This window comes from Bacillus sp. BF2-3, from assembly GCF_008368795.1.
Classification (GTDB): domain Bacteria; phylum Bacillota; class Bacilli; order Bacillales; family Bacillaceae_G; genus Bacillus_A; species Bacillus_A cereus.
Genome location: NZ_QOSA01000006.1, coordinates 1 through 23,982, shown reverse-complemented (window position 1 = coordinate 23,982; position 23,982 = coordinate 1). Strand labels below are relative to the sequence as shown.

Genomic DNA, 23,982 nt, shown 5'->3' with positions numbered 1-23,982 from the left:
ATCAGTGAAATTAAGAGGGTGTGAACGTGCCACAGTTTTTCTTAAACAAAAGATTAATTGTTTTGTTGGTTAGTATTATTCTTCTCGTGGCATTGATTGGAATCTCATTGAAAGAACGGAACAGTTTAACATGGCCAGAGCAGTTTGTTAAAGATACTGTCGGTGTTGTAGAACGTGTATTCCAAAAGCCAGCGAAATACGTAGCTGGATTCTTCGAAAATGTAGAGGATGTAAAGCGCACGTATGAAGAGAATAAAGAATTAAAAGCAAAATTAGATAATTATGCAGGTCTATCAGGGAAAGTAAAACAATTAGAAGATGATAACAAGAAGTTACAAGAGCTAACTGGTAAAAAAGAGTTAAATAGCGGGTATACTGAAATTCCAGCTACTGTTGTTTCTCGTAATCCAGATAAATGGTACGATTTAATTGGAATTGATAAAGGGGCACAGCAAGGAATTAAAAAAGATATGGCTGTAGTAACTTCACAAGGGTTAGTTGGAAGAGTGAAAAGTGTATCTCAGTTTACATCATCAGTAGAATTACTAAGTTCTATGAGCCGAACAAATCGCGTTTCTGCTATTGTACAAGGGCAAGAGAAAATCTTTGGATTGATTGAAGGTTATGACAAAGAAAAGCAATTACTTCTTTTCACAAAGATTGGCTCTGATGCACCGGTAGAGAAAGATCAACTAGTTGTAACATCTGGACTAGGTGATATTTTCCCGAAAGGTCTTGTAATTGGAAAAATCGTTGAAGTTCAGCCGGATGCATATGGCTTAACAAAAACAGCTTATGTAAAACCTGCCGCTGATTTAAATGACGTAGAGCATATTACGGTTGCTAAACGTGCAACACCTTCAGCGCCATTAGAATAGGAGGAGAAGAAGAGATGATGAAGATATTAAAAAGAGCAGCTCTTCCTCTTTTGCTCCTTTTTGTGTTTCTATTTGAAAATATGTTTGCTACTGTTGTTCCAACGGATGTATTTTGGAAAGACAGCATAGCAGCACCGCATTTCTTTATAATCGTCTTATGTTTTATTACAGTGTATTATAGTCCGGTCCAAGGGATTTATTACGGACTATTATTTGGCTTCTTATTTGATACCGTATACACAGAACTTGTCGGGATATATATTTTTGCTTATCCGATTTTAGCTTATTTAGTATATAGTGTGATGAAAGTACTACAATTGAATTTATTTATTGTTGTTTCTATCATATTAGCTAGCGTTGTAGCACTAGAGTATTATGTGTATGGATTCTTAACTTTATTAGGACGTACTCATATGCCAGCGTATGTCTTTTTCACAGATCGTCTCCTTTCTACTTTATTGTTAAATGCTATTTTCTTATTGATAGTTTGTTTCCCACTGAGACGATATATAGTGCGTCTTTCAAAAGCGATGGAAGAAAAAGAAAAAAGGATTTTCTAATTTTATGTCGAATTGAATCGGTGGGGTGAACTTTAGTGGAAGAAAAAAAGCAACAAAATGTAACGATAAAAGGGACAAAAGATGGGATAACGCTTCATTTAGATGATTGTTGTTCATTCTCAGAATTATTGATGGAATTAGACGAAAAACTTTCTACACATTACTACGATGGTGATGGGCGCTCTTTAATTGAAGTGCATGTGAGAGTAGGAAATCGTTATTTAACAGAAGTCCAACAAGAAGAGATTCGTACGTTAATTCGTAATAAAAAGAATCTTGTTGTGGATTCAATTGAAAGTGATGTTATCACTAAAGCAGAAGCAATAGCTTGGAAAGAAGAAACAGAAATTGTCCCTATTTCCAAAATTGTTCGCTCTGGACAAGTTTTACATGTAAAAGGAAATTTGTTGTTAATTGGAGATGTTAATCCAGGCGGAACGGTTATCGCTGGGGGGAATATTTTTGTCGTAGGATCATTAAGAGGAATTGCACATGCTGGGTATTATGGGGATTCGGATGCTGTAATCGCTGCATCTGTTATGAACCCGATGCAACTTCGAATTAGTGATGTGGCAATGCGGGCTCCGGAAGAGAAAGAAGACGGAGCGGAGGCGGCAGAATGTGCGTATATTAATGAGAACAATCACATTGTTGTCGATCGCCTGCAACTTCTCACTCATCTTAGACCTAATTTAACAAAGTTAGAAAGGGGAATTGTATAGCTGTGGGAGAGGCAATAGTAATTACATCTGGAAAAGGCGGAGTAGGTAAAACTACTACATCTGCGAACATTGGTACGGCCCTAGCGTTATCTGGAAAGAAAGTGTGCTTAATTGACACAGATATCGGTCTTCGAAATTTAGACGTAGTAATGGGGCTGGAAAATCGTATTGTATTTGATCTTGTTGATGTCGTTGAAGGGCGTTGCCGTTTACCTCAGGCTCTTATTAAAGACAAACGTTTTGATGATCTTTATTTATTACCTGCAGCACAAACGAGTGATAAATCAGCGGTAACACCTGAACAAATGGATGAATTAATACAAGTATTACGTCAAGATTATGATTACATATTAATCGATTGTCCTGCGGGGATTGAGCAGGGATTTAAAAATGCGGTAGCTGGTGCGGATAAAGCAATCGTTGTTACGACTCCAGAAGTATCCTCAATGCGCGATGCGGATCGTATTATTGGGCTTTTAGAAAAAGAGGATATTGAACCACCCAAACTTGTTATTAACCGTGTACGTAGTCATATGCTTCATGAACAGGATATGTTAGATGTTGATGAAATTGTACGTACATTGTCAATCGAGCTTCTTGGTGTTGTCGAAGATGACGATGAAGTTATTCGAGCTACAAATACAGGTGAACCTGTGGCGTTGCAACCAAGCGGAAAAGCAGCGTTGGCTTATCGTAATATTGCAAGACGCTTGTTAGGTGAGAATGTACCATTACAAGCATTTGAACAAGAAAAGGTATCGGTATTTGCAAAGGTGAAAAACTTCTTTGGAATCCGTTAAGAGCACTTCGCACATATGCGAGGTGCTTTCTTTTTTCTTCACACGAATATCTTTCTTTCTTAGCTCATACATATGTACAAACTGTATACAACTGTTTCTAATGAAATTAGCTTAACGAAAGAAAGGAGACAGTATGAAGAATAGACGCGTAGAAGAAATTAAAAAGCGGATTGCAAAAAGGAAGGCCGAGCAAGAAAGGATGGAGGAAGAGCAGTATTTTAACGGAGGGAATTTTGATAGTGAAGCAGTATTTATTGAAGATGGAGAAAAGGAAATGCATCCTTTATTTCGAAAGGAAGTCTTTTTCTTCAAAGTTTTATTATCAGCAATATTAGTTCTTTCGGTTGCTATTTTATATAAGAATGCTCCTTCTTCATTCAATGGAGCTAAAGCTGTTACAGAAAAAGTGATGAAAGAGGAATTTCAGTTTGCTACTGTAGCGAAATGGTACGAAAAGCAATTTGGAAAACCGCTTGTATTCTATTCGCCGAACGAGAAAAAAGAAGGAAGTATTCAGCAAAAAGATTATGCAATTCCTGCTTCTGGAAAGGTAATGCAAGGGTTTCAAAAAAATGGCCAAGGTGTATTTGTCCAAACAGCTACAAATGCAAAAGTGGAGTCAGTAAATGAAGGGTTAGTTGTTTTTGCAGGCAAGAAAGAGGAACTTGGAAATACAGTTCAAATTCAACATGCAGATGGTACGGAGTCATGGTATGCAAACTTAAACGATATGTCAGTGAAATTATATGATTACGTTTCAAAGAAACAAAAAATTGGAACGGTGAGTAATGATACAAATGATAAAAATGGAAAGTTTTATTTCGCGATAAAAAAGAATGAGAAATTTATTGATCCGATCCAGGTGATATCATTTGATTAAATATAGGGACGTTTTAACGAAAATTTCCGTGCATCCATTATTTTGGGTTATTATTGTCATTGGTATTTTTACTGCGCGTTTTAAAGAGTTACTACTGTTATTTTGTATTGTTCTTATTCATGAACTTGGGCATGCTTTTGCAGCAGCACACTATAATTGGCGTATAAAAAGAATTCAGCTTTTGCCGTTTGGTGGCGTTGCCGAGCTTGAGGAACATGGTAATAAGTCATTGAAAGAGGAACTTGTTGTCGTAATTGCAGGACCGATTCAACATGTTTGGATGATGCTGGTAGGTTATATGTTGTTCAAAGCTGGTTGGCTGAATGCAGATTTATATTATTTCTTCATGTGGAATAATATAATTATTTTAGCATTCAATTTACTTCCTATTTGGCCGTTAGATGGCGGGAAAGTATTGTTTAATGTATTATCATATCGTTTCCCTTATTTACAAGCACATGAAAAGATGATGCAATTGTCATGTGTTTTTTTTAGTGTAATATTAGGATGGCAGTTACTTTGGAATAGTAACAATATTATGATGTGGGTACTACTCATATTTTTAGCAGTGTCATTATATCAAGAGTGGAAACAAAGACGGTATGCATTTATGCGTTTTTTATTAGAACGTTATTATGGAAACAAAAGAGGAATCGAAAAGATTGCACCTATTGAAGTGCAAACGGAAGATCGTTTATATACGATTTTCACAAAATTTCGTAGAGGATATAAGCATTCTATTATCGTCCGTGGAAAATATAAAGAGCATTACACATTGGATGAAAATGAATTGCTCTATGCATATTTTACTGAAAAACGAACAACTTCATCAGTTGAAGAATTAATCGGTTAGTGTTGACGATAGCACTAACCTTTTATTATTGTAAAAGCAAAGAAGATTATAAAGTGAGGAAATAATTTTGAAAACGTTATATGTGAATTACGCTGGTTCGGAAAAGCGCGTTGCAATTGAAGAGAAGAAAAAGATTGTTGAGTTTTTATGGAAACGTAATGAAGAGCAAGAGATTGTTGGGCATATTTATGTTGGACGTGTCGTAAGAACAATTGCTGGAATGAATGCAGCTTTTGTAAACATCGGTTTAGAAAAACATGCTTACCTTTCATACGATGATGTACCATCTTCTTATCGTATACATGAAGGGCAAGCGATACTCGTACAAGTTGTGAAAGAGGCAATTGATACGAAAGGGCCTAAATTGACAGCGAATATAGAATTTACCGGGAAATATGTCGTTTATATGCCGTTTGATGAGATGCGCGCTGTTTCTCGAAAAATAAAAAATAATAAAAGAAGACAACAGTTACTCCAAATTGAAATAGAGGGAACGGGGGGGTACATTTTCCGTTCTGCTTCTGAAAAAGGAGCAATTGAAGAAATACAAGCTGAAATGCAAGGATTACAACAGTTGTATGAAGAGTTAAAAAGAAAAGAGGGTCAAGGAAAGGTGCCGTTATTACTTCATCGACCGGCGACCTTTTTAGATCGTGTATTTCAAGAGAACCCAATTGAAACAATTGAAAAAGTAGTTGTAGATACAAGAAGTATAGTAAAGGAATTAGAAGACAAAGTTGGAAAAGAAAAAGTATCTTTTTATAATGAAAAGTCTTCGATGTTTAACCATTTTGGAATAGAGCGTGAGATTGAGAAAGCACTCCAAAAAATTGTTTGGCTTCCAAATGGTGCTTATTTAATTGTAGAACAAATGGAGACGATGACTGTAATTGATGTGAATACGGGCAAGTTTACGGGAAAACAAAATTTACAAGATACAGTACTTTGCACAAATGAGCTAGCCGCTGAAGAAATTGCACGCCAATTAAGACTTCGTGATATTGGTGGTATGATATTAATTGATTTTATTAATATGAAAAAAAGAGAAGATAAAGAAAAGGTAAGAGAATGTCTCATAGCTGCTATGCAAGATGACCGAACATATACAAGGGTGCTCGGCTTTACGGAGCTAGGGATTTTGGAAATGACACGTAAACGTAAAAAGCATTCTTTACGGGACGTATTATTAAAAGAGTGTGTACCTTGCAAAGCGACGGGTTATGTGATGTCGCATGAAACAATTGCGTATGAGTTAGAGAGAGAACTAATCACATATGGCAATATAGAAGATGAAGCAGTATTAATCGCTGCGCCTAAAGAACTGCAAAAACAGTTTTTGCAAAAAGGATTACAAAAAAATATTCCATTTGAGATTTATTTCAAAGATGATATTATCGAAAAGTATGCTATCGTTCGTTTTGGAAGTAAAAAGAAATTGTAGAACGGAAAAAATAGTTAGCAGAACATTTATTGACAACCGTCTATGATTCATGATAACATCTTTATGTTATAGTTTATAGCACCTAAACGGCTATATGCTACAACCGCACAAGACAGGTTCCCTAAAGGCATTTATGTCTACCTCGTTTTTGGCGAGTCTTAGTAATTAAGAGGAGGTGCAAGTATGTACGCAATTATCGAAACAGGTGGAAAACAAATTAAAGTTGAAGCTGGTCAAGCAATCTACATTGAAAAATTAGATGTTGAAGCTGGTGAAACTGTTACTTTTGACAAAGTTCTTTTCGTTGGTGGCGAAAACGTTAAAGTTGGTAGCCCAGTTGTAGAAGGTGCAACAGTTACTGCGAAAGTTGAAAAACAAGGTCGCGCTAAGAAAATCATCGTTTTCAAATACAAAGCGAAAAAGAACAATCGTAAGAAACAAGGTCATCGTCAACCTTACACTAAGCTAGTTGTTGAAGCTATCAACGCTTAATTCTGGTTAACATGATTAAAATTACGATAAGTCGCACGAAATTAGGAAGTATCCAATCATTTAAAATGACTGGACATGCCGATTATGCGCCACATGGACAAGACCTTGTCTGTGCTGGAACTACAGCGGTTGTGTTTGGTTCTATAAATGCAGTGGAAGAACTTTGTAATGTGCAAGCAACTATTGAACTCGGAAGTGATGGCGGATTCTTAACGTATGAATTGCCTAATGATTTAGACGTTCATGCAGCAGAAAAAGCACAAACGCTTTTAGAAGGATTAGTTGTTTCGCTTAAGACGATCGAACTTGATTACGGAAAGTATATCCGTTTAATAGAAAAAGTGCAGGAGGTGTAACGTATGTTAAGATTAGATCTTCAGTTTTTCGCATCTAAGAAAGGTGTAGGTAGTACAAAGAACGGTCGTGACTCTCAGTCAAAACGTCTTGGTGCTAAACGCGCAGATGGTCAAACGGTTACAGGTGGTTCAATTCTTTACCGTCAACGCGGTACAAAAATTTATCCAGGTGTTAACGTTGGTCGTGGTGGCGATGACACTTTATACGCGAAAGTTGACGGCGTAGTACGCTTTGAGCGTCTTGGTCGTGACCGCAAACAAGTGAGCGTATATCCTGTTGCTCAAGAAGCATAAGAACTCACGGAAAACTCTAACCTGAGTGCAGGTTAGAGTTTTTCTATATTAAGGGGTATCTAAATGAATGAAAAATGGACAATTATAGATGCATTGCGCCATTCAAGACATGATTGGCTCAATCGTATGCAGATGGTGAAAGGAAACCTTTCCCTTGGAAAAGTGGAAGAAATTCATAGTCTCATCGATCGTTTTGTCCAAGAAGCGAGACAAGAATCCAATCTGATGGGGCTATCAATGCCTTTATTTTCAGAGTGGATTTTAACATATAATTGGAAACAGCAGCCGTGCTTATTGGAGTACGAAGTATTAGGGAAATTACATAACTTATCTCACTTAGATGAGACTGTATGTACATGGACGAATCAATTTTTCTCGATGCTTCAGCATAGTTTAGACGTATATGTTGAAAATTATGTTTGTATCACAATTGAATGTGACGCGGATAATGCTCGTTTCTTTTTTGATTTTCGTGGTAAGCTAACGAGTGTAGAAGAACTACAGAATTGGCTTGCGACCCAAAACAATAAATGGTATTCCATTTCTTATACAGTGCGAGACGAAGAAGTCTCAGTTATATTACAACCAATTGAAAAAAGTGTGGTGAAATAATGTTTGTAGATCAGGTCAAGATATATGTAAAAGGCGGCGACGGTGGTAATGGTATGGTTGCGTATCGTCGTGAGAAGTATGTACCAAAAGGTGGCCCAGCAGGTGGCGACGGAGGTAAAGGTGCAGATGTTGTTTTCGTAGTTGAGGAAGGCTTACGTACATTAATGGACTTCCGCTACCAACGTCATTTCAAAGCTGATCGCGGTCAGCACGGAATGAGTAAAGGTCAGCACGGACGTAAATCTGAAGATTTACTTGTAAAGGTTCCGCCAGGAACAGTAGTAAAAGATGAAAAAACTGGTCAAATTCTTGCCGATTTAGTAACGCATGGACAAACTGCTGTAATTGCAAAAGGTGGCCGTGGTGGCCGTGGTAACTCACGTTTCGCAACAGCTACGAACCCAGCGCCAGAAATCGCTGAGAACGGGGAACCAGGTCAAGAGCGTGATGTTATTCTAGAACTTAAAGTACTAGCAGATGTTGGACTTGTTGGATTCCCAAGTGTAGGTAAATCTACATTATTATCTGTTGTATCATCAGCGCGTCCGAAAATTGCAGAGTATCACTTCACAACAATCGTTCCGAATCTTGGTGTTGTTGAAACTGGTGATAACCGCAGCTTCGTTATGGCTGACCTTCCAGGACTAATTGAAGGCGCACATGCTGGCGTCGGACTTGGACACCAATTCTTACGTCATATTGAGCGTACACGTGTAATTGTGCATGTTATTGATATGTCTGGTTTAGAAGGCCGTGATCCATATGAAGATTACGTAACGATTAATAATGAATTGAAAGAATACAATCTTCGCTTAACTGAGCGTCCGCAAGTTGTTGTTGCAAACAAAATGGATATGCCAGATGCAGAAGAAAACTTACAAGCATTTAAAGAGAAAGTGGGAGACGAAGTAAAAATCTTCCCAATCTCAGCTGTAACAAGACAAGGTGTTCGTGACTTACTGTTTGAAGTAGCGAACTTAATAGAAACAACACCAGAATTCCCAATACATGAAGTTGCGGATGAGTCTGATACAAGTGTAATGTACAAATTTGATACTGAAGGTGTTAAATTTGAAATTACACGTGAAAGTGATGGCACGTTTGTTATCTCTGGTTACGATATCGAGAAAACATTCAAGATGACAGACTTCTCACGTGATGAATCTGTACGTCGTTTCGCTCGTCAAATGCGCGGAATGGGTATTGATGAAGCGCTTCGTGCACGTGGTGCAAAAGACGGAGATATTGTAAAAATTCTTGAATATGAATTTGAATTTATCGATTAAGACTGCCGAAATACGGCAGTCTTTTTTTATATCGTAAAAATCGGATTTATATAGGAAAAAATCCCCACTAATTAAATTTTCAATTTATAATAAAAAGGGAGTGGTTTTTAGAAGAATTTTTTATGGGGAGAAAACGAACATGTATAAAATATTAATTGTAGAAGATGATGAGAAAATCGCGGGAATATTAGAAGAGCATTTAGAAAGATATGGCTATCAATCATTTAGAGCAAGTGATTTACGTCAAATAAAAGATGAGTTTGTAAAAGTGAATCCTCATCTCGTGTTACTTGATATTAATTTACCGTACTTTGACGGTTTTTATTGGTGTCGTCAAATTCGTACTGTATCGAATGCGCCAATTATTTTTGTTTCTGCAAGAACAGGAGAAATGGACCAAGTAATGGCGATTGAAAATGGCGGCGATGATTATATTACGAAGCCATTCCATTTAGATATCGTAATGGCAAAGGTGAAGAGTGCGCTTCGCCGTGGTTACGGAGAGTATGCTTCTGCTGCTGAGAGTGATTGTTTAGGTGTAAATGGACTGTTGTTATTCCCGTCTCAGCATATTGTTGAGTGGCAAGGACAACAAACTGAACTGACAAAAAATGAGTTTTACTTATTAGAGTGTTTAATGAAACAGGTGAATCAATATGTAACGCGCGAAGAACTGTTAGAAGCTCTATGGGATGAAGTAGCATTTGTGGATGATAATACATTAACCGTAAATGTAAAACGTGTAAGGAAGAAACTAGAGGAGTTAGGCATTAAAAATGCAATTGTAACGAAACGTGGATATGGTTATGCGCTTCTTACGGAGTGGGGCGAAGGGCATGAAGGTTAAAATTTACCTCATGGACCGCTTTTCTTTAATTCTTTCTTATATTGTTAGCCTTTGTTTATTTGGGCTCGTTTTACAGTTGCAAAGTCTTTTAGAAAAGCGATCCATTGATTGGAGTACATGGTTATATGGACTTTTATTAGGAACAGTTGTGTTTACTGTATACCTCATTTACGATTACCGAAAACGGAGTGTGTTTTTAAAGAGGATCGAAAAGTATGTTACTGGTGGAAATACATTACATGACTCTTTACTTATTGATGAATCTTATACATCAGAGCAAGAAATGGTCGTTGAATCTTTTACGTTATTAAGACAGCAATATATGAATGAAGTTCATAAACAGCATGCGAAAGAGCAACAGCAAATGATATTTATGAACCAATGGATTCACCAAATGAAAACACCAGTATCTGTTATTGAATTATTGCTGCAAAAGTTTGGCAAAGAGCATCGTGAGGCAAGAGCAACAGTTGAAAGTATTCGTGAAGAAAATAATCGTATACTAAATGGTTTAGATTTAGCGTTACATATGGCAAGACTAGAGCAGTTTGCGAAAGATTATAAGGTAGAAGTAGTAAATGTTATAGATGTCGTGCGAGGTATTATTAATGAAAATCGGAAATCCTTCATTCAATCGTCTGTATTTCCGAAAGTGATGTTTGAAGAAGATACTTGTATGGTTGCCTCTGATAGAAAATGGCTAAGTATTGCTATAGGTCAAATTGTTGTAAATGCAATTAAGTATACAAAAATTTCAGCGGCAGAGAAAAAAGAAATTCAATTTCAAATTGAAGAGAAAGACCAAAAGGTGTTATTACATATTAAGGACAATGGAATCGGTATTCCAGAGCAAGATGTAAAGCGTATATTTGATCCATTCTTTACGGGGGTAAATGGCCGTAAAACGAGAGAAGCGACTGGAATGGGTTTATATATTACGAAGGAAATTTGCGATAATTTACATCATGGAATGTATGTTCAATCGGCTGAAGGAGAAGGGACAACATTCACGTTCCAATTTGCAAAAGATGAAGAATATCATACATTGATGAGAAAAATGACAAAACTGTAAGATAACAAAACGTTTTGTAAGGGAAATCACTCGTTTCTTTTTCTTATTTTTCTTATAGTAAATGTAAGAAGAAAACACGTAGGGGGATTAGAAATGAGTGTTCTTGAAGTAAAAGGATTAACGAAGGTGTACCAATCAAAAGGTTCAGTAGCGACGACTGCTTTAAACGATATAAATTTTAAAATAGAAGAAGGCGAATTTGTAGGGATTATGGGTCCTTCAGGAAGCGGGAAAACGACGCTTTTAAATTTATTAGCAACAATTGATAAGCAAACTTCAGGTCATGTGCTTGTAAATGGTGAAGAAATTAATCAAATGCGTGCTGCAAAATTAGCGGAGTTTCGCCGTACACATTTAGGGTTCATCTTTCAAGATTTTAATTTACTTGATACGCTATCGATTAAAGAAAATATTATTTTACCACTTGTAATGGCGAAGAAATCTGTAAATGAAATCGATGCGAAAGTACTGGAAATTGCGAAGTTTTTAAACATCGAAGAAATTTTAAATAAAAAAGTATACGAAGTATCTGGGGGACAACAACAACGTGCAGCAGCAGCGAGAGCAATCATTCATGAACCGACGTTAATTTTAGCAGATGAGCCAACTGGAAACTTAGATTCGAAGTCAGCGAAATCGCTAATGGGCGCTCTGCAAGATTTACATGAGCAAAAGAAAGTAACGATTGCAATGGTTACGCACGATCCAGTAGCGGCTAGTTATTGTGAACGTATCCTTTTCATACGCGATGGGGAAATTTTCTCGGAAATACATAAAGGAAGAACGAAACAAGCCTTTTTCCAAGAAATTCTGGACGTACTTGCGATGCTAGGAGGAGAATATCATGAACTTTCGCCAGCTCGCGCTTAATAACGTAAAAGGAAATTGGCGTAACTATAAAGCGTTTCTTATAAGTAGTTGTTTATCGATTGTCGTATTTTTCATGTATGCTTCTTTTATTTATCATCCAGATGTCGTAAGCGGTAATATTAGTATGAGAAAGATGATCACAAAAGGATTAGAATCGATGAATTATATTGTGGTCATCTTCTCGGCACTCTTTATTTTATATGCAAATTCAACGTTTTTACGAGCAAGAAAAAAAGAGTTTGGTCTACTAACATTAATAGGCGGAACGAAATCGCAGCTCGGCCGAATGATTATATTAGAGCAACTGATGTTAGGTAGTATTGCAATTGTAATTGGTATTGGGGTTGGAATGCTTTGTTCAAAATTATTTTTCCAAGCGTTAAGCGTATTATTGAAAATAGATAAGACACTTCCACTTGTTTGGAATAGTAAAGCAGTTCTTATTACAGCTGGCGTATACTTTATCCTATTTTTAATCCTATCATTGTTTAGCGTTTGGACGGTAGGACGCTTGCAAATTATTGATTTATTAAGAGAAGCTAGAAAGCAAAAAGTAGAGCCGTTTGCATTTACATGGTTATGTGTAGTTGGTATAGGATGTATTATTGCTGCATATGTACTTAGCTTCCAAGTAACGTTTCTGAATTTCCTCATCCTCTTTTTACCGGTGGTAGGACTGACAATTGGCGGAACGTATTTATTATTTACACAAGGTAGTACAGTTGTATTAAAAGCATTACAAAAAAGAAAGCAATCTTTCTATACGTATCCAAATATGTTTGTTCTTAGCAATCTTATTTATAAAATGAAAGATAATGCTCGTTTTCTATTTGTAATTTCTATTATTACGGCGGTAGTATCTTCAGCAGTAGGTACACTGTACGTATATTTTGAAAATATGAGTGCGAAAACGGTAGAACTTACACCACATGCTATTTCATATGAGGAAAAGGGGTTAAATACGCATAATCTTATTAATGAAGAAAAGGTACAGGAGCTTGTGAAGAGACACGGGTTTGAAGATGCGCGAAAAGTAACCTACGTTAAACTACCGGCAACACAGAAAATAACGTTGTTTAATAGTGAACATGAAGTACCGATGACGATTATTTCAGAAAAAGAATATAATGCAGAAGTGCGCAAACAAAAGAGAGAGCAACCTACAGAAGTTCATAATGCACCAGGTAGTGCAACGATGGTTATGGTTGATATGTCGAATGAACTGATGAAGATAGATCGTACGAAACCGTATGAATTTACAATTAACGGGCAAAAGCAGTCTGTTCAATTAAATAATCCAACGCAGTATTCTGTTTTTAATGATAGTGAATATCTTATTGTAAATGATCAAGATTTTGAGAAATATGCAAAACTCGTACCAGATGAAGAAAAGACGAAATATTACGGTTATTATATCGAGGATTGGAAAAATACAGAAAATCTTGTATTAGATTTGAAAAATGAAATTGCACCAGAAAAGCAAGGAGAATTGAGAAATTCAGTGTTTGCGTATAAGGATATAAGAGAAGGTGGAGCAATTACAATGTTCATCGGTTTCTTCGTAGCGGTACTGTTCTTCTTCTTCGCTTGTAGTATGACATACTTTAAATGGTTTAACGATAAAGAACAAGATCGTATTCAATTTAAATCGTTAAAGAGAATCGGTATGACAGATAAAGAAATTCGCAAAATTGCGATTCGACAAATGGGAGTTATCTTCTTTATCCCAATTTTAATCGGTTCCATTCATAGTGGAGTTGCTCTTCATACGTTAGGGAAAATGCTTTATATTGATTTATGGAAATCAGGTGCGCTTGTCATTGGAGCATACATTTTAGCTTCTGCCATTTACTTTATGATCGCGCAAAGAGGATATTTAAAACACGTAAAAAGCTAGGGGAACCTCTAGCTTTTTGCCTATGTAGTAAGTTACAGGAGGACGATAGATGAACATTTGGCAACTAGCGCTGCAAAATATAAAAGGAAATTGGCGTAATTATAAAGTGTTTTTCTTAAGTAGTTGTTTTGCAATATTTGCTTCTTACGCATATATGTCTGTCATTGTGCATCCGTATATGCAAGAGACGATGTGGTATCAAAACGTACGTTGGGGACTTATCATATGTAATGTTATAATCATTTCTTTTTTCGTCATATTTATTTTGTACTCTACTTCTATTTTCATAGAAGCACGTAAGAAAGAATTAGGGTTATATATGTTAATGGGAGCAACGAAGTCTAACGTAATAGGAGTAATTATGACCGAGCAAATATTAATTGGAATTTTTGCTAATATTTTCGGTATAGGGCTGGGCTTGATCTTTTTAAAGCTCTTCTTCATGGTATTTAGTATGTTACTGGGGCTTCCGAAAGAACTCCCTGTGATATTTGACGTAAGGGCGATTGGTGTAACATTTATTACATATATGGTCGTTTTTATTTTGTTATCTTTTATAAGTGCTTTACGTATATGGAATATAAAAATCATTCGGTTATTGAAAGAATTTCGAACAGATAAAAAAGAGAAGAAAACATCAAAGTGGCTTTGTTTATTTGGTTTTGCTTGTTTAGTGGGCGGGTATGCGTTGGCGCTACAAGTGACGATGACTACGATAGCAATATACTTTTTCCCTGTGTCTATACTTGTCTTTTTTGGAACGTACTTTTCTTTTACACATGGAGCTACCCAAGTGTTAGAAATGATAAAGCGAAATAAAAAGATTATGTATACATATCCGTATTTATTTATAGTGAATCAATTGTCACATCGAATGAAGGAAAATGGTCGCTTTTTCTTTCTGATGTCTATGGCAACGACGTTTGTAGTTACAGCAACAGGTACGGTGTTCTTATATTTTTCTAGCATGCAAGATATGTGGCGAACTGGAGGGGTACACTCGTTTTCGTACATAGAAAAAGGTATTTCTACTCATGAAGTCTTTGAGGAAGGTGCGGTTGAAAAATTACTGCATCAATATGAGTATGATGATTTTCAATATATGAGTTTTGTTGGAGTTTATGCATCCTTTCAGTCTAATAAGGGAGAAACAACAATAGTACCGCTTATAAAAGAAAGTGAATATAACCAAGAAGCAAGGAAACAAAGACAGAAAACGTATCGTCCTAAAAAAGGTACAGTGACACTCGTTTATTATAATAAATACAATAATTCGAATGTATATAATCAAAAAGAGATTCAATTGCAAGTAATGAATCAACCATATCAATTCGTATTTAACGGTCAGAAAGAAGGGGTTCAATTTAACCATCACCCTTCGTACATTAATGGTCTGTTCTTCGTTATGAATGATGAAGATTTTGACAGTATAGCAAATCAGGTTCCTGATTCTGAAAAAATGATATATAGAGGCTACACATTATCAAATATCGAAAAGACGAAGAAATTAAATGAAGATTTACGGAGACATATAAAACAAGATAATAATAATGCATTTCGAAGCAATATGGAGTTGTATGTAAATATGAAAGAAGGCGGCGATATTACTCTATTTGTAGGCTCATTTATTAGTATATTATTCTTTCTCACTTCATGTAGTATCGTGTATTTTAAATGGTTCCATAATATTGCATCGGACCGAAAGCAGTATGGTGCACTCTCTAAACTTGGAATGACGAAGGAAGAAGTATGGAAAATTTCTCGTTGGCAATTATGTATGCTATTTTTTGCGCCAATTATAGTAGGGAGTATGCATAGTGCAGTTGCATTATATACGTTTCATAATACGCTTTTTATGGATGGATCATTCAGAAAAGTAGGTTTGTTCATTCTGTTTTATATCGCAGCATGTATCATTTATTTCTTCTTCGCTCAAAGAGAGTATAAGAAACATTTAGACTAGCGAATGCTAGTCTTTTTTAAATATTCGAAATTTACATAGAAGAATATAAAAAAGTATGGTATAACAGTAAGAAAACGAAAAAGAGGGGAAAAGACGATGATTCGAGTAGGATATTTAGGACCAGAAGCAACATTTACAAATATGGCGGTGAGTCGTTTTTTTCCGGAAGCAGAGCATGTACCGTATCGAACGATTCCAGATTGTATAGATGCAGCTGCAAATGAAAATGTAGACTTCGCAGTTGTACCGTTAGAAAATGCAATAGAAGGTTCAGTGAATATAACGGTTGATTACCTTGTACATGAGCAGCCGCTTTCCATTGTAGGAGAAATTACAGTACCAATTCAGCAGCATTTACTTGTACATCCGCAGTATGCAGAAGTGTGGGAAGAAGTATATGCAGTGCATTCTCATCCGCATGCCATTGCACAGTGCCATAAATTTTTAAATGAAGAATTAAAAGGAGTAACTGTTCGAGATATGACATCTACAAGTGCTGCTGCACAATATGTGAAAGAACATCCTGAAGAGAAAATTGCCGCTATTGCAAATGAAGCGGCTGCAGAAAAATACGGATTAACAATTGTGAGACGTAGTATTCATACGCATAAAAATAATCACACACGTTTCTTAGTACTCCATAAGAAAAAGAAAGCAGTACTCCCGAATAACGGAGAGAACCGCGGAGAGAAAACGACGCTTATGATAACGTTACCTGCAGATTATGCAGGTGCCCTATATCAAGTGTTATCAGCTTTCGCATGGAGAAAATTAAACTTATCAAAAATCGAATCGCGTCCGATGAAAACAGGTCTTGGAAATTATTTTTTCTTAATCGATGTCGATAAAGCATACGATGACGTATTATTGCCAGGCGTAACGATGGAACTTGAAGCACTCGGTTTTTCTGTTACTGTACTGGGGAGTTATTCTTCTTATTGGTTGTAAGATGTAGATGGAATATTTGTATTTGCCTAATCGTCCATATCATTTCATTGCCTAGTATATTTTTTGATAGATTAATAAAATCCCACCTGCAAAAGGTGGGATTCTTTATCCCGCTATTTGCCGGGCAGCCCGATTGGTGAGGGCTGATTAAAGTTTCACTTTATTTTAACTTCGCAAGACGATCTTCTAATTGACCACGCCAAATATCAGCTAGTTCTGGAACAGCAAGAATCTTCTCGATGCCATCTTTATCTTTTCTATTATGAAAATAAATTTCGTTAGAGAATAAAACAGAAACATTGCTTGATGGACGTTCTAGTAATGTAATTTTTGAATCTTTACGTACAGTACCTTCTTGAAGAACGCGGCATAGGTAGCCAGTAAATCCAGTTGCTACAATACGCGGCAGTATGCCAGGGATGCCAAGACGTTTTGAAATTGTGCTACAAGGTACGCGAGCTTGCGTTACTTGAATGATTGCTTCGCCTAGTTGATATGTATCTCCGATGCATACGTCATGCTCTAACATATTTGTTACGGTAATGTTTTCACCAAATGTGGAAGCGGGAAGCGTAGTTTGAAATTCCTCTTCCCATAGTGCGTAATGCTCGTGTGGGTACACACAAACAGCGCGATCAGGTCCGCCGTGATGTTTTAAATCCGCTACGTCATCACCACGAAATCCGTCTTTTGAGAGAAAGGCCTCTTCTGTAGGATCTTTACATATACCTGTTATCATTTCTTTATCTTCGCCATATTTCATTTGTTTCGGTTTGCCAATGCTAAAGTGAACGAGTTCAATTCCCATATTTGATCTCCTTTACGATTGATTACAATATTATAGCATTAAAAAAGCACAGAGAATGATAAAAACTCTGTGCTTTACATTAATAAACGAGAAATCCTGCTTTATCTAACGCCTCACAAGCAGCATCTAATTTTTCTTTAGAATCTGCCTCGATTGTATGTAAGTGAATACCATCTGTTAGTTGTGAAAGATAGGAAGCATTTGTGTTTTCGATTTTTTGTAAATATTGCTCTACATCAAAGCGATTGCTTACCATAATGGAGGCTGTTAAGTCACCGTATACAGGATGCTCAACTTTTACGTCTTTAATCGTAACGCCATGGTCAACAAGCATTGTAAGTTCCTGACGTACTTCTGCTGGTTTATGTTGGCATACGATTACGCGTTCAAAAGTTTGTTGCTTCTCTTGTGGCTTTAAATATAAATAACCTTGAGCAGTCGCAATAATTGGTTCGTTTCGTGCTTTAAGCAAGGAAATATCTTGCACGATAACTTGTCTACTTACGTTCGTCTTTTTCGATAGTTCATTCCCCGATAACGGTTCATTTGCAGCAAGAAGCCACTGGAGGATAAGTTGTCGTCTTTCTTCACCTAAAATCTTTTTTTGTTCATTTTGTTTCATTATGATTTAACACCTCTATAAAATTGATTTCCAATTGTGTGTAGTGCATGAATAGTAGTATCAATTTGATCTTTCGTTGTTTGTTGTCCGAAAGAGAAGCGGACATATTGTTTTGCCTCTTCATACGTTTTTCCAATTGCAAGCATAGTTTTCGAAGGTTCTTGTTTACCGACTTGGCAAGCACTTCCGGTGGAAATGGCGATACCATGGCGATTACATTCTAGCATAGTATATTGACCTTCTATTCCTTTTATTGTAACCCCAACAATATGTGGTAAACAAGAAGTAGAATGACCTTCTACTTCAATTTCTAGCGGAAGTGTTTGTATTTGCTCTAAAAAGTAGGATCGTAACTCTTTAAAACGTAAACTTTCTTCCCATTGAGTTTTTAATATATTTTCAGCAGCTGTTAAAAAAGATGCGATGCCGGGAACGTTCACTGTACCTGGGCGAAATCCTTTTTCGTGAGAAGTTCCTGGAAATACTTGTTCCCAGCGAGTTTGCGGATTTATGTAGCAAGCGCCGACACCTTTTGGTCCGTATATTTTATGTGCTGAAACAGAAAGACTATCAATCCCCATCTCAAAAACATGGATAGGCAGTTTACCAAACGTTTGCACACAATCCGTATGAAATAAAACATTATATTTTTTTAAAAGTGCCCCGATTTCTGTAATGTTTTGAACGGTTCCGATTTCAGAGTTTCCATGCTGTATACTTGCTAGCACAGTATCTTCCGTAATAGCTGCCTCTAAATCTACTAAACAAATGAGTCCATTTTTATCAACAGGAATTTCAGTGATCGTATAGCCTTTTGATTTTAGAGATTGAAAATAACTTCGAATGGATGCATGTTCCATAGGTGTCGTAATAATATGCTTCTTATTTCGGGCATTTAGAAGTGATTGAATCGCAAGATAGTTCGATTCCGATCCACCGCTTGTGAAAAATACTCCTTGTTCTTTGCCTCCAATCATTTCCGCAAATGTTTTTCGGCAAACTTGTAATAAAGAAGAAGCCGTTCCTCCAATATCATGTAAACTTTGTTCATTTCCGAAGTATTGCGATGCTGCTTTCATATATGTTTGTAACGCTTCCTCGCTCATAGGTGTAGTAGCTGCATAGTCAAGATATATCATCATGTAAGTTCCTCTCTCTAGTAAGAGTTACATTTCTTTTACTTTTTAAATGGTAGTGAAAATAAGAATTATAAAAAAACTCTTGTCATTATTTTAAAACTATGTAAATATAGGTGTCAAGACAGTTGAAAAGTGTAAAGTAGGAGGCAACAATTATGCCAAGCGCAGATGTCTTAATTATTGGAAGTGGCGTTGCGGCACTTCGTGTTGCAAAAGAGATTTGTCACGAAAAGAATGTGATTATTATCACAAAGGAGACGGAACGTAATAATAATACACATTTAGCCCAAGGTGGAATTGCCGCAGCGGTAGCTACATACGACAATCCTAATGATCATTTTGAAGATACGCTAGTAGCAGGGTGTCATTATAACAATGAAGAAGTGGTCCGTTATTTAGTCGAGGAAGGACCGAAAGAAATTAATAACCTTATTGAAAATGGAATGAAATTTGATGGAGATGAAACAGGTCCTCATCTTGGAAAAGAAGGAGCGCATCGAAAACGTCGTATTTTACATGCAGGTGGCGATGCAACAGGAAAGAATTTATTAGAGCATCTTATTCAAGAAGTAGCTCCATACGTTACGGTAGTGGAACAGGAAATGGTGCTCGATTTTATTATAGAAAAAGATAAATGTGTTGGGGCTTTAACTCGCAACAATAAAGGAGAATTGAAACGTTACAATGCAGATTATACGGTGTTAGCTTCAGGCGGTATTGGCGGTTTATACGCCTTTACTTCTAATGATGAGACGATTACAGGCGATGGACTTGCAATGGTGTACCGTGCAGGCGGAGAGCTTGTAGATTTAGAGTTTATACAATTTCATCCGACGATGTTATACGCGGGTGGGCGTTGTTCTGGTCTTGTGTCCGAAGCTGTTCGCGGAGAAGGAGCTGTCCTTGTAAATGGAAAAGGGCAGCGCTTTATGATGGATATACATTCCGAACAGGATTTAGCGCCTCGTGATGTAGTCGCAAGGGCTATTCATGAACAGCTACTTGCGGGTGAAAAAGTGTACTTAAACATCGAAATGATTCAAAACTTTGAACAACGCTTTCCGACCGTGTCATCGATATGTAAAACAAATGGAGTCGATATAAATAAAAAACTTATTCCAGTCGTGCCTGGTACTCATTTTCACATGGGCGGCGTGAAAACGAACTGTGATGGAGAGACGTCTATTCCGAACTTATACGCAGTCGGTGAAGTAGCTTGTAACGGGGTTCATGGTGCAAATAGATTAGCGAGTAATTCATTATTAGAAGGTCTTGTGTTTGGAAAAAGAATCGGACGACACATTTTATCTAGAGAGACAAAAGAAAAGGTGAACATGCTAGCCGAAAAGGAAGCAAAGTTTATCGTTCTGAATCATTTACCGACGAAAGAAGAAATACAAAAATGCATGATGAAATATGTTGGGATTGTGCGAACAGAGCAAAGTTTATCTTATGCGAAGAGATGGCTTAGTAAGTATGGTGTTCGAAATATGATATTACAACATGATGTTCTTACGAATGAAGAGATAACGCTTATTAATATGTTAACGGTTTGTGAGCTTATAGTTGTGTCAGCCTTGCAAAGAGAAGAAAGTATTGGCGGGCATTACCGGAGTGATTATCCAGATAGAAATATAGGAAAGAAAGAGATTGTTCGAGTAAAGAGAAAACGACAACTTGTGTGATGAGGGGAAGAGGGGCTTTATGAACACGATAAAAGTTAAAGAAGCATTAAATCGATTTTTTTTAGAAGATATAGGGGAAAGAGATGTAACATCTCAGCTTATTTTTCCAGATAACTTGCTTTCGAAAGGAACATTTCTTGCGAAGGATACAGGGGTCTTTGCAGGACGTTTAGTAATTGAATCAGGATTTAAATTAATTGATGAGAGAATTGAAGTAGAGCTTCATAAAAAAGATGGGGACCTTGTAGAAAAAGGCGAAATCATTGCAACTGTGCAAGGTCCAATTGCATCGTTATTAACAGCAGAGCGCGTTATATTAAATGTTATTCAGCGTATGAGCGGAATAGCGACGATGACGCGTAAAGCGGTTCTTGCTTTAGATAGCAGTCATACTCGCATTTGTGATACGCGAAAAACGATGCCAGGACTACGTATGTTTGATAAGCATGCAGTCGTGTGCGGCGGTGGATTTAATCATCGCTTCGGTTTATATGATGGTGTCATGATTAAAGACAATCATATTGCGTTTGCTGGTTCTATTACAAAAGCTGTTACATCAGTGAAAGAGAAGTTAGGACATATGGTGAAAGTAGAAGTAGAAACAGAAAATGAGGAACAGGTGAGAGAGGCTGTTGCTGCTGGTGCTGATATTATTATGTTCGATAATCGTACGCCAGATGAAATCCGGGAGTTTTCAAAAATTGTACCAAGTGCTATCGTTACAGAAGCTTCAGGGGGCATCACAATTGAAGATTTACCGAAATACGGAAAAACAGGAGTAGATTATATTTCACTTGGAGCGTTAACACATTCAGTGAAAGCACTTGATATTAGTTTCAATATTGAAGGATAAGGAAAGTGGCTTAGAGGGGAGAAACGTATATGAGTATTTTAGAACAAGTACAGCCAATTGAAACGATGTTACCAGAGCGTTATTACACGATGTCAACGGAAGATATGGAAAAGCGTGTTCGTGAAATTAAAGAGAAAATGGGGAAAATGTTATTCATTCCAGGGCATCATTATCAAAAAGATGAAGTGGTACAATTTTCAGATGCAGTAGGGGATTCACTTCAGCTTGCGCAAGTTGCAGCGAGCAATAAAGACGCAAAATATATTGTGTTTTGCGGGGTGCACTTTATGGCGGAAACAGCAGATATGTTAACGACAGATGATCAAGTTGTCATCTTACCAGATATGCGTGCAGGTTGTTCGATGGCGGATATGGCAGATATTGAACAAACAGAAAGAGCATGGAAAGAGCTCACGAAATTATTTGGAGATACGATGATTCCGTTAACATATGTGAACTCTACAGCTGCAATTAAAGCGTTTTGTGGTCGTAACGGAGGAGCAACAGTAACATCTTCTAATGCAAAGCAAATGGTATCTTGGGCGTTTACTCAAAAAGAACGTCTCGTCTTTTTACCAGACCAACATTTAGGGAGAAATACAGCGTACGATTTAGGTATCCCGTTAGATAAAATGGCAGTATGGGACCCACACACAGATTCATTAGAGTACGATGGGGATATAGAAGAAATTCAAGTAATTTTATGGAAAGGGCATTGTTCTGTTCATCAAAATTTTACAGTGAAGAACATTGAGAGCGTACGAAAAAATCATTCTGATATGAATATTATTGTACATCCAGAATGTTGCTATGAAGTTGTAGCTGCTTCAGATTATGCAGGCTCAACGAAATATATTATTGATATGATTGAATCAGCGCCATCTGGTAGCAAATGGGCGATTGGTACAGAAATGAATTTAGTGAACCGAATTATTCAGCAACATCCAGATAAAGAAATTGTTTCACTTAATCCATTTATGTGTCCGTGCTTAACGATGAACCGAATTGATCTGCCTCACTTATTATGGGCACTTGAAACGATAGAAAGAGGAGAAGAAATTAACGTTATTAGCGTAGACAAACAAGTAACGGCAGAAGCGGTTCTTGCATTAAATCGTATGTTAGAGCGTGTGTAAAGCAACGGTATTCCTGTTGCTTTTTTTCATACATATAATCATAACGAGAACGAAATGGGCATACATTGTTTTGAAGAAATCATTGTGGTTCTTTATGCTTATTCCGCTTCGAATGATATTGAAAATCGAAGAAGTGATAAAAGTGAAAAGAAGTTAATGTTATTTAGAAAGAGTTACTTCATGAGATTTGTTACTTATAGATAAGTTATACAGGAGGGGGAAAATTTGAAAATTCATATCGTGCAAAAAGGGGATACCCTTTGGAAAATTGCGAAAAAGTACGGAGTGGATTTTGACACGTTGAAAAAAACAAATACACAACTTAGTAATCCAGATTTAATTATGCCAGGTATGAAAATTAAAGTGCCATCCAAGAGTGTTCACATGAAACAACAGGCTGGAGCAGGTTCAGCGCCTCCAAAGCAATACGTAAAAGAAGTGCAGCAAAAAGAATTTGCAGCAACACCAACTCCGCTTGGAATAGAAGATGAAGAAGAAGTTACGTATCAATCAGCACCAATTACACAGCAGCCAGCTATGCAACAAACACAAAAAGAAGTGCAAGTAAAACCGCAAAAGGAGATGCAGGTAAAGCCGCAAAAAGAAGTACAGGTGAAACCACAGAAGGAGATGCAGGTAAAGCCACAAAAAGAAGTACAGGTGAAACCGCAAAAAGAGGTGCAAAAAGAACAGCCAATTCAAAAAGAAAAACCAGTTGAAAAACCGTCTGTTATTCAAAAACCACCTGTGATAGAAAAACAAAAACCGGCGGAAAAAGAAAACACGAAGTTTTCGGTAAATGTATTACCGCAGCCGCCACAACCACCAATAAAACCGAAAAAAGAATATAAAATTTCAGATGTAATAAAAAAAGGAAGCGAGTTAATTGCTCCTCAAATTAGTAAAATGAAACCTAACAATATCATTTCTCCGCAAACGAAAAAAAACAATATAGTATCGCCGCAAGT

24 protein-coding genes, 1 pseudogene and 1 other annotated feature are annotated in these 23,982 nt (G+C 36.8%); of the genes and pseudogenes, 22 read left to right on the top strand and 3 right to left on the bottom strand.

Annotated elements, in window-relative coordinates; translation table 11 throughout:
• The first annotated feature begins 26 nt into the window (after positions 1–26).
• The 18 genes from mreC to pheA all read left to right on the top strand — a co-directional run bounded on the left by mreC (position 27) and on the right by pheA (position 16,771).
• Positions 27–878 carry a rod shape-determining protein MreC gene (gene mreC, locus DN401_RS05760; protein WP_001135488.1) on the top strand — a complete coding sequence of 284 codons (852 nt, stop codon included), beginning with the start codon at positions 27–29 and terminating at the stop codon, positions 876–878.
• A gap of 14 nt (positions 879–892) precedes the next feature.
• The gene (mreD, locus tag DN401_RS05755) at positions 893–1,438 is read left to right on the top strand and encodes a rod shape-determining protein MreD (RefSeq protein ID WP_000975766.1); all 546 of its coding nucleotides are present in this window, start codon (positions 893–895) and stop codon (positions 1,436–1,438) included.
• 35 nt (positions 1,439–1,473) lie between these two features.
• Complete coding sequence (gene minC, locus DN401_RS05750; protein WP_000391522.1) at positions 1,474–2,160, top strand: septum site-determining protein MinC; 687 nt, start codon at positions 1,474–1,476, stop codon at positions 2,158–2,160.
• 2 nt (positions 2,161–2,162) lie between these two features.
• Positions 2,163–2,960: a septum site-determining protein MinD gene (gene minD, locus DN401_RS05745; protein WP_000503309.1), complete on the top strand. Its 798-nt coding sequence runs from the start codon at positions 2,163–2,165 to the stop codon at positions 2,958–2,960.
• A 133-nt stretch (positions 2,961–3,093) separates the two neighbouring features.
• Positions 3,094–3,840, top strand: a complete 747-nt coding sequence (gene spoIVFA / locus DN401_RS05740; protein WP_000797471.1) for a stage IV sporulation protein SpoIVFA — start codon at positions 3,094–3,096, stop codon at positions 3,838–3,840.
• A complete protein-coding gene (gene spoIVFB / locus DN401_RS05735; RefSeq protein ID WP_000599058.1) occupies positions 3,833–4,693 on the top strand; it encodes a stage IV sporulation intramembrane metalloprotease SpoIVFB in 861 nt (286 codons plus the stop codon). Before spoIVFA ends, spoIVFB begins: the two co-directional genes overlap by 8 nt.
• Before the next feature lie 67 nt (positions 4,694–4,760).
• On the top strand, positions 4,761–6,134 hold the full coding sequence (locus tag DN401_RS05730) for an Rne/Rng family ribonuclease (protein WP_149287626.1): 1,374 nt from the start codon (positions 4,761–4,763) through the stop codon (positions 6,132–6,134).
• Positions 6,135–6,225: 91 nt separating this feature from the next.
• Positions 6,226–6,303: a sequence feature (ribosomal protein L21 leader region), on the top strand.
• Between the two features lie 14 nt (positions 6,304–6,317).
• Entirely contained in the window at positions 6,318–6,626 is a 309-nt protein-coding gene (gene rplU / locus DN401_RS05725) for a 50S ribosomal protein L21 (RefSeq protein ID WP_000270907.1), read from the top strand.
• Positions 6,627–6,637: 11 nt separating this feature from the next.
• Positions 6,638–6,982: a ribosomal-processing cysteine protease Prp gene (locus DN401_RS29730; RefSeq protein ID WP_001973720.1), complete on the top strand. Its 345-nt coding sequence runs from the start codon at positions 6,638–6,640 to the stop codon at positions 6,980–6,982.
• A gap of 3 nt (positions 6,983–6,985) precedes the next feature.
• Positions 6,986–7,276, top strand: coding sequence for a 50S ribosomal protein L27 (rpmA, locus tag DN401_RS29725; RefSeq protein ID WP_000944958.1), 291 nt, complete (start codon positions 6,986–6,988; stop codon positions 7,274–7,276).
• 63 nt (positions 7,277–7,339) lie between these two features.
• Entirely contained in the window at positions 7,340–7,888 is a 549-nt protein-coding gene (locus DN401_RS05715) for a sporulation initiation phosphotransferase B (protein ID WP_001003584.1), read from the top strand.
• Complete coding sequence (obgE, locus tag DN401_RS05710; RefSeq protein ID WP_000497128.1) at positions 7,888–9,174, top strand: GTPase ObgE; 1,287 nt, start codon at positions 7,888–7,890, stop codon at positions 9,172–9,174. The genes DN401_RS05715 and obgE overlap by 1 nt, the downstream gene beginning before the upstream one ends.
• Positions 9,175–9,313: 139 nt before the next feature.
• Positions 9,314–10,021: a response regulator transcription factor gene (locus DN401_RS05705; protein WP_000276723.1), complete on the top strand. Its 708-nt coding sequence runs from the start codon at positions 9,314–9,316 to the stop codon at positions 10,019–10,021.
• Positions 10,011–11,093 (top strand): HAMP domain-containing histidine kinase, encoded by a 1,083-nt coding sequence (locus DN401_RS05700; RefSeq protein ID WP_000865181.1) that lies wholly within the window; start codon positions 10,011–10,013, stop codon positions 11,091–11,093. The genes DN401_RS05705 and DN401_RS05700 overlap by 11 nt, the downstream gene beginning before the upstream one ends.
• Positions 11,094–11,186: 93 nt before the next feature.
• Positions 11,187–11,963: an ABC transporter ATP-binding protein gene (locus tag DN401_RS05695; protein WP_000114529.1), complete on the top strand. Its 777-nt coding sequence runs from the start codon at positions 11,187–11,189 to the stop codon at positions 11,961–11,963.
• Positions 11,938–13,860 carry an ABC transporter permease gene (locus DN401_RS05690; RefSeq protein ID WP_001011410.1) on the top strand — a complete coding sequence of 641 codons (1,923 nt, stop codon included), beginning with the start codon at positions 11,938–11,940 and terminating at the stop codon, positions 13,858–13,860. Before DN401_RS05695 ends, DN401_RS05690 begins: the two co-directional genes overlap by 26 nt.
• Positions 13,861–13,909: 49 nt before the next feature.
• Entirely contained in the window at positions 13,910–15,823 is a 1,914-nt protein-coding gene (locus tag DN401_RS05685; RefSeq protein WP_001028683.1) for an ABC transporter permease, read from the top strand.
• A gap of 96 nt (positions 15,824–15,919) precedes the next feature.
• Positions 15,920–16,771, top strand: coding sequence for a prephenate dehydratase (pheA, locus tag DN401_RS05680; RefSeq protein ID WP_000621705.1), 852 nt, complete (start codon positions 15,920–15,922; stop codon positions 16,769–16,771).
• Between the two features lie 160 nt (positions 16,772–16,931).
• Here pheA and DN401_RS05675 read toward each other — a convergent pair whose 3' ends face one another.
• From DN401_RS05675 to DN401_RS05665, 3 genes are all read right to left on the bottom strand, one after another.
• Complete coding sequence (locus DN401_RS05675; RefSeq protein WP_000510666.1) at positions 16,932–17,579, bottom strand: MOSC domain-containing protein; 648 nt, start codon at positions 17,577–17,579, stop codon at positions 16,932–16,934.
• A gap of 79 nt (positions 17,580–17,658) precedes the next feature.
• Positions 17,659–18,201 (bottom strand): transcription repressor NadR, encoded by a 543-nt coding sequence (locus DN401_RS05670; RefSeq protein WP_000812275.1) that lies wholly within the window; start codon positions 18,199–18,201, stop codon positions 17,659–17,661.
• Entirely contained in the window at positions 18,201–19,343 is a 1,143-nt protein-coding gene (locus DN401_RS05665; RefSeq protein ID WP_000973777.1) for an IscS subfamily cysteine desulfurase, read from the bottom strand. The genes DN401_RS05670 and DN401_RS05665 overlap by 1 nt, the downstream gene beginning before the upstream one ends.
• Positions 19,344–19,495: 152 nt before the next feature.
• Between DN401_RS05665 and nadB the strand changes: the two genes are divergently transcribed.
• The 4 genes and pseudogenes from nadB to exsA all read left to right on the top strand — a co-directional run.
• Positions 19,496–21,025 carry an L-aspartate oxidase gene (gene nadB, locus DN401_RS05660; RefSeq protein WP_100655102.1) on the top strand — a complete coding sequence of 510 codons (1,530 nt, stop codon included), beginning with the start codon at positions 19,496–19,498 and terminating at the stop codon, positions 21,023–21,025.
• 19 nt (positions 21,026–21,044) lie between these two features.
• Positions 21,045–21,878: a carboxylating nicotinate-nucleotide diphosphorylase gene (gene nadC, locus DN401_RS05655; protein ID WP_001092226.1), complete on the top strand. Its 834-nt coding sequence runs from the start codon at positions 21,045–21,047 to the stop codon at positions 21,876–21,878.
• Between the two features lie 29 nt (positions 21,879–21,907).
• Positions 21,908–23,014, top strand: a complete 1,107-nt coding sequence (gene nadA / locus DN401_RS05650; RefSeq protein ID WP_000025342.1) for a quinolinate synthase NadA — start codon at positions 21,908–21,910, stop codon at positions 23,012–23,014.
• A 225-nt stretch (positions 23,015–23,239) separates the two neighbouring features.
• Positions 23,240–23,982 (top strand): annotated as a pseudogene (gene exsA, locus DN401_RS05645) (spore coat assembly protein ExsA); the annotation flags it as partial.

Coding starts and splice junctions, on each gene's coding strand:
- mreD (WP_000975766.1), top strand. CDS start 893: ATGATGAAGATATTAAAAAGAGCAGCTCTTCCTCTTTTGCTCCTTTTT.
- spoIVFA (WP_000797471.1), top strand. CDS start 3,094: ATGAAGAATAGACGCGTAGAAGAAATTAAAAAGCGGATTGCAAAAAGG.
- rplU (WP_000270907.1), top strand. CDS start 6,318: ATGTACGCAATTATCGAAACAGGTGGAAAACAAATTAAAGTTGAAGCT.
- DN401_RS29730 (WP_001973720.1), top strand. CDS start 6,638: ATGATTAAAATTACGATAAGTCGCACGAAATTAGGAAGTATCCAATCA.
- rpmA (WP_000944958.1), top strand. CDS start 6,986: ATGTTAAGATTAGATCTTCAGTTTTTCGCATCTAAGAAAGGTGTAGGT.
- DN401_RS05715 (WP_001003584.1), top strand. CDS start 7,340: ATGAATGAAAAATGGACAATTATAGATGCATTGCGCCATTCAAGACAT.
- obgE (WP_000497128.1), top strand. CDS start 7,888: ATGTTTGTAGATCAGGTCAAGATATATGTAAAAGGCGGCGACGGTGGT.
- DN401_RS05705 (WP_000276723.1), top strand. CDS start 9,314: ATGTATAAAATATTAATTGTAGAAGATGATGAGAAAATCGCGGGAATA.
- DN401_RS05700 (WP_000865181.1), top strand. CDS start 10,011: ATGAAGGTTAAAATTTACCTCATGGACCGCTTTTCTTTAATTCTTTCT.
- DN401_RS05695 (WP_000114529.1), top strand. CDS start 11,187: ATGAGTGTTCTTGAAGTAAAAGGATTAACGAAGGTGTACCAATCAAAA.
- DN401_RS05690 (WP_001011410.1), top strand. CDS start 11,938: ATGAACTTTCGCCAGCTCGCGCTTAATAACGTAAAAGGAAATTGGCGT.
- DN401_RS05685 (WP_001028683.1), top strand. CDS start 13,910: ATGAACATTTGGCAACTAGCGCTGCAAAATATAAAAGGAAATTGGCGT.
- pheA (WP_000621705.1), top strand. CDS start 15,920: ATGATTCGAGTAGGATATTTAGGACCAGAAGCAACATTTACAAATATG.
- DN401_RS05675 (WP_000510666.1), bottom strand. CDS start 17,579: ATGGGAATTGAACTCGTTCACTTTAGCATTGGCAAACCGAAACAAATG.
- DN401_RS05670 (WP_000812275.1), bottom strand. CDS start 18,201: ATGAAACAAAATGAACAAAAAAAGATTTTAGGTGAAGAAAGACGACAA.
- DN401_RS05665 (WP_000973777.1), bottom strand. CDS start 19,343: ATGATGATATATCTTGACTATGCAGCTACTACACCTATGAGCGAGGAA.
- nadB (WP_100655102.1), top strand. CDS start 19,496: ATGCCAAGCGCAGATGTCTTAATTATTGGAAGTGGCGTTGCGGCACTT.
- nadC (WP_001092226.1), top strand. CDS start 21,045: ATGAACACGATAAAAGTTAAAGAAGCATTAAATCGATTTTTTTTAGAA.
- nadA (WP_000025342.1), top strand. CDS start 21,908: ATGAGTATTTTAGAACAAGTACAGCCAATTGAAACGATGTTACCAGAG.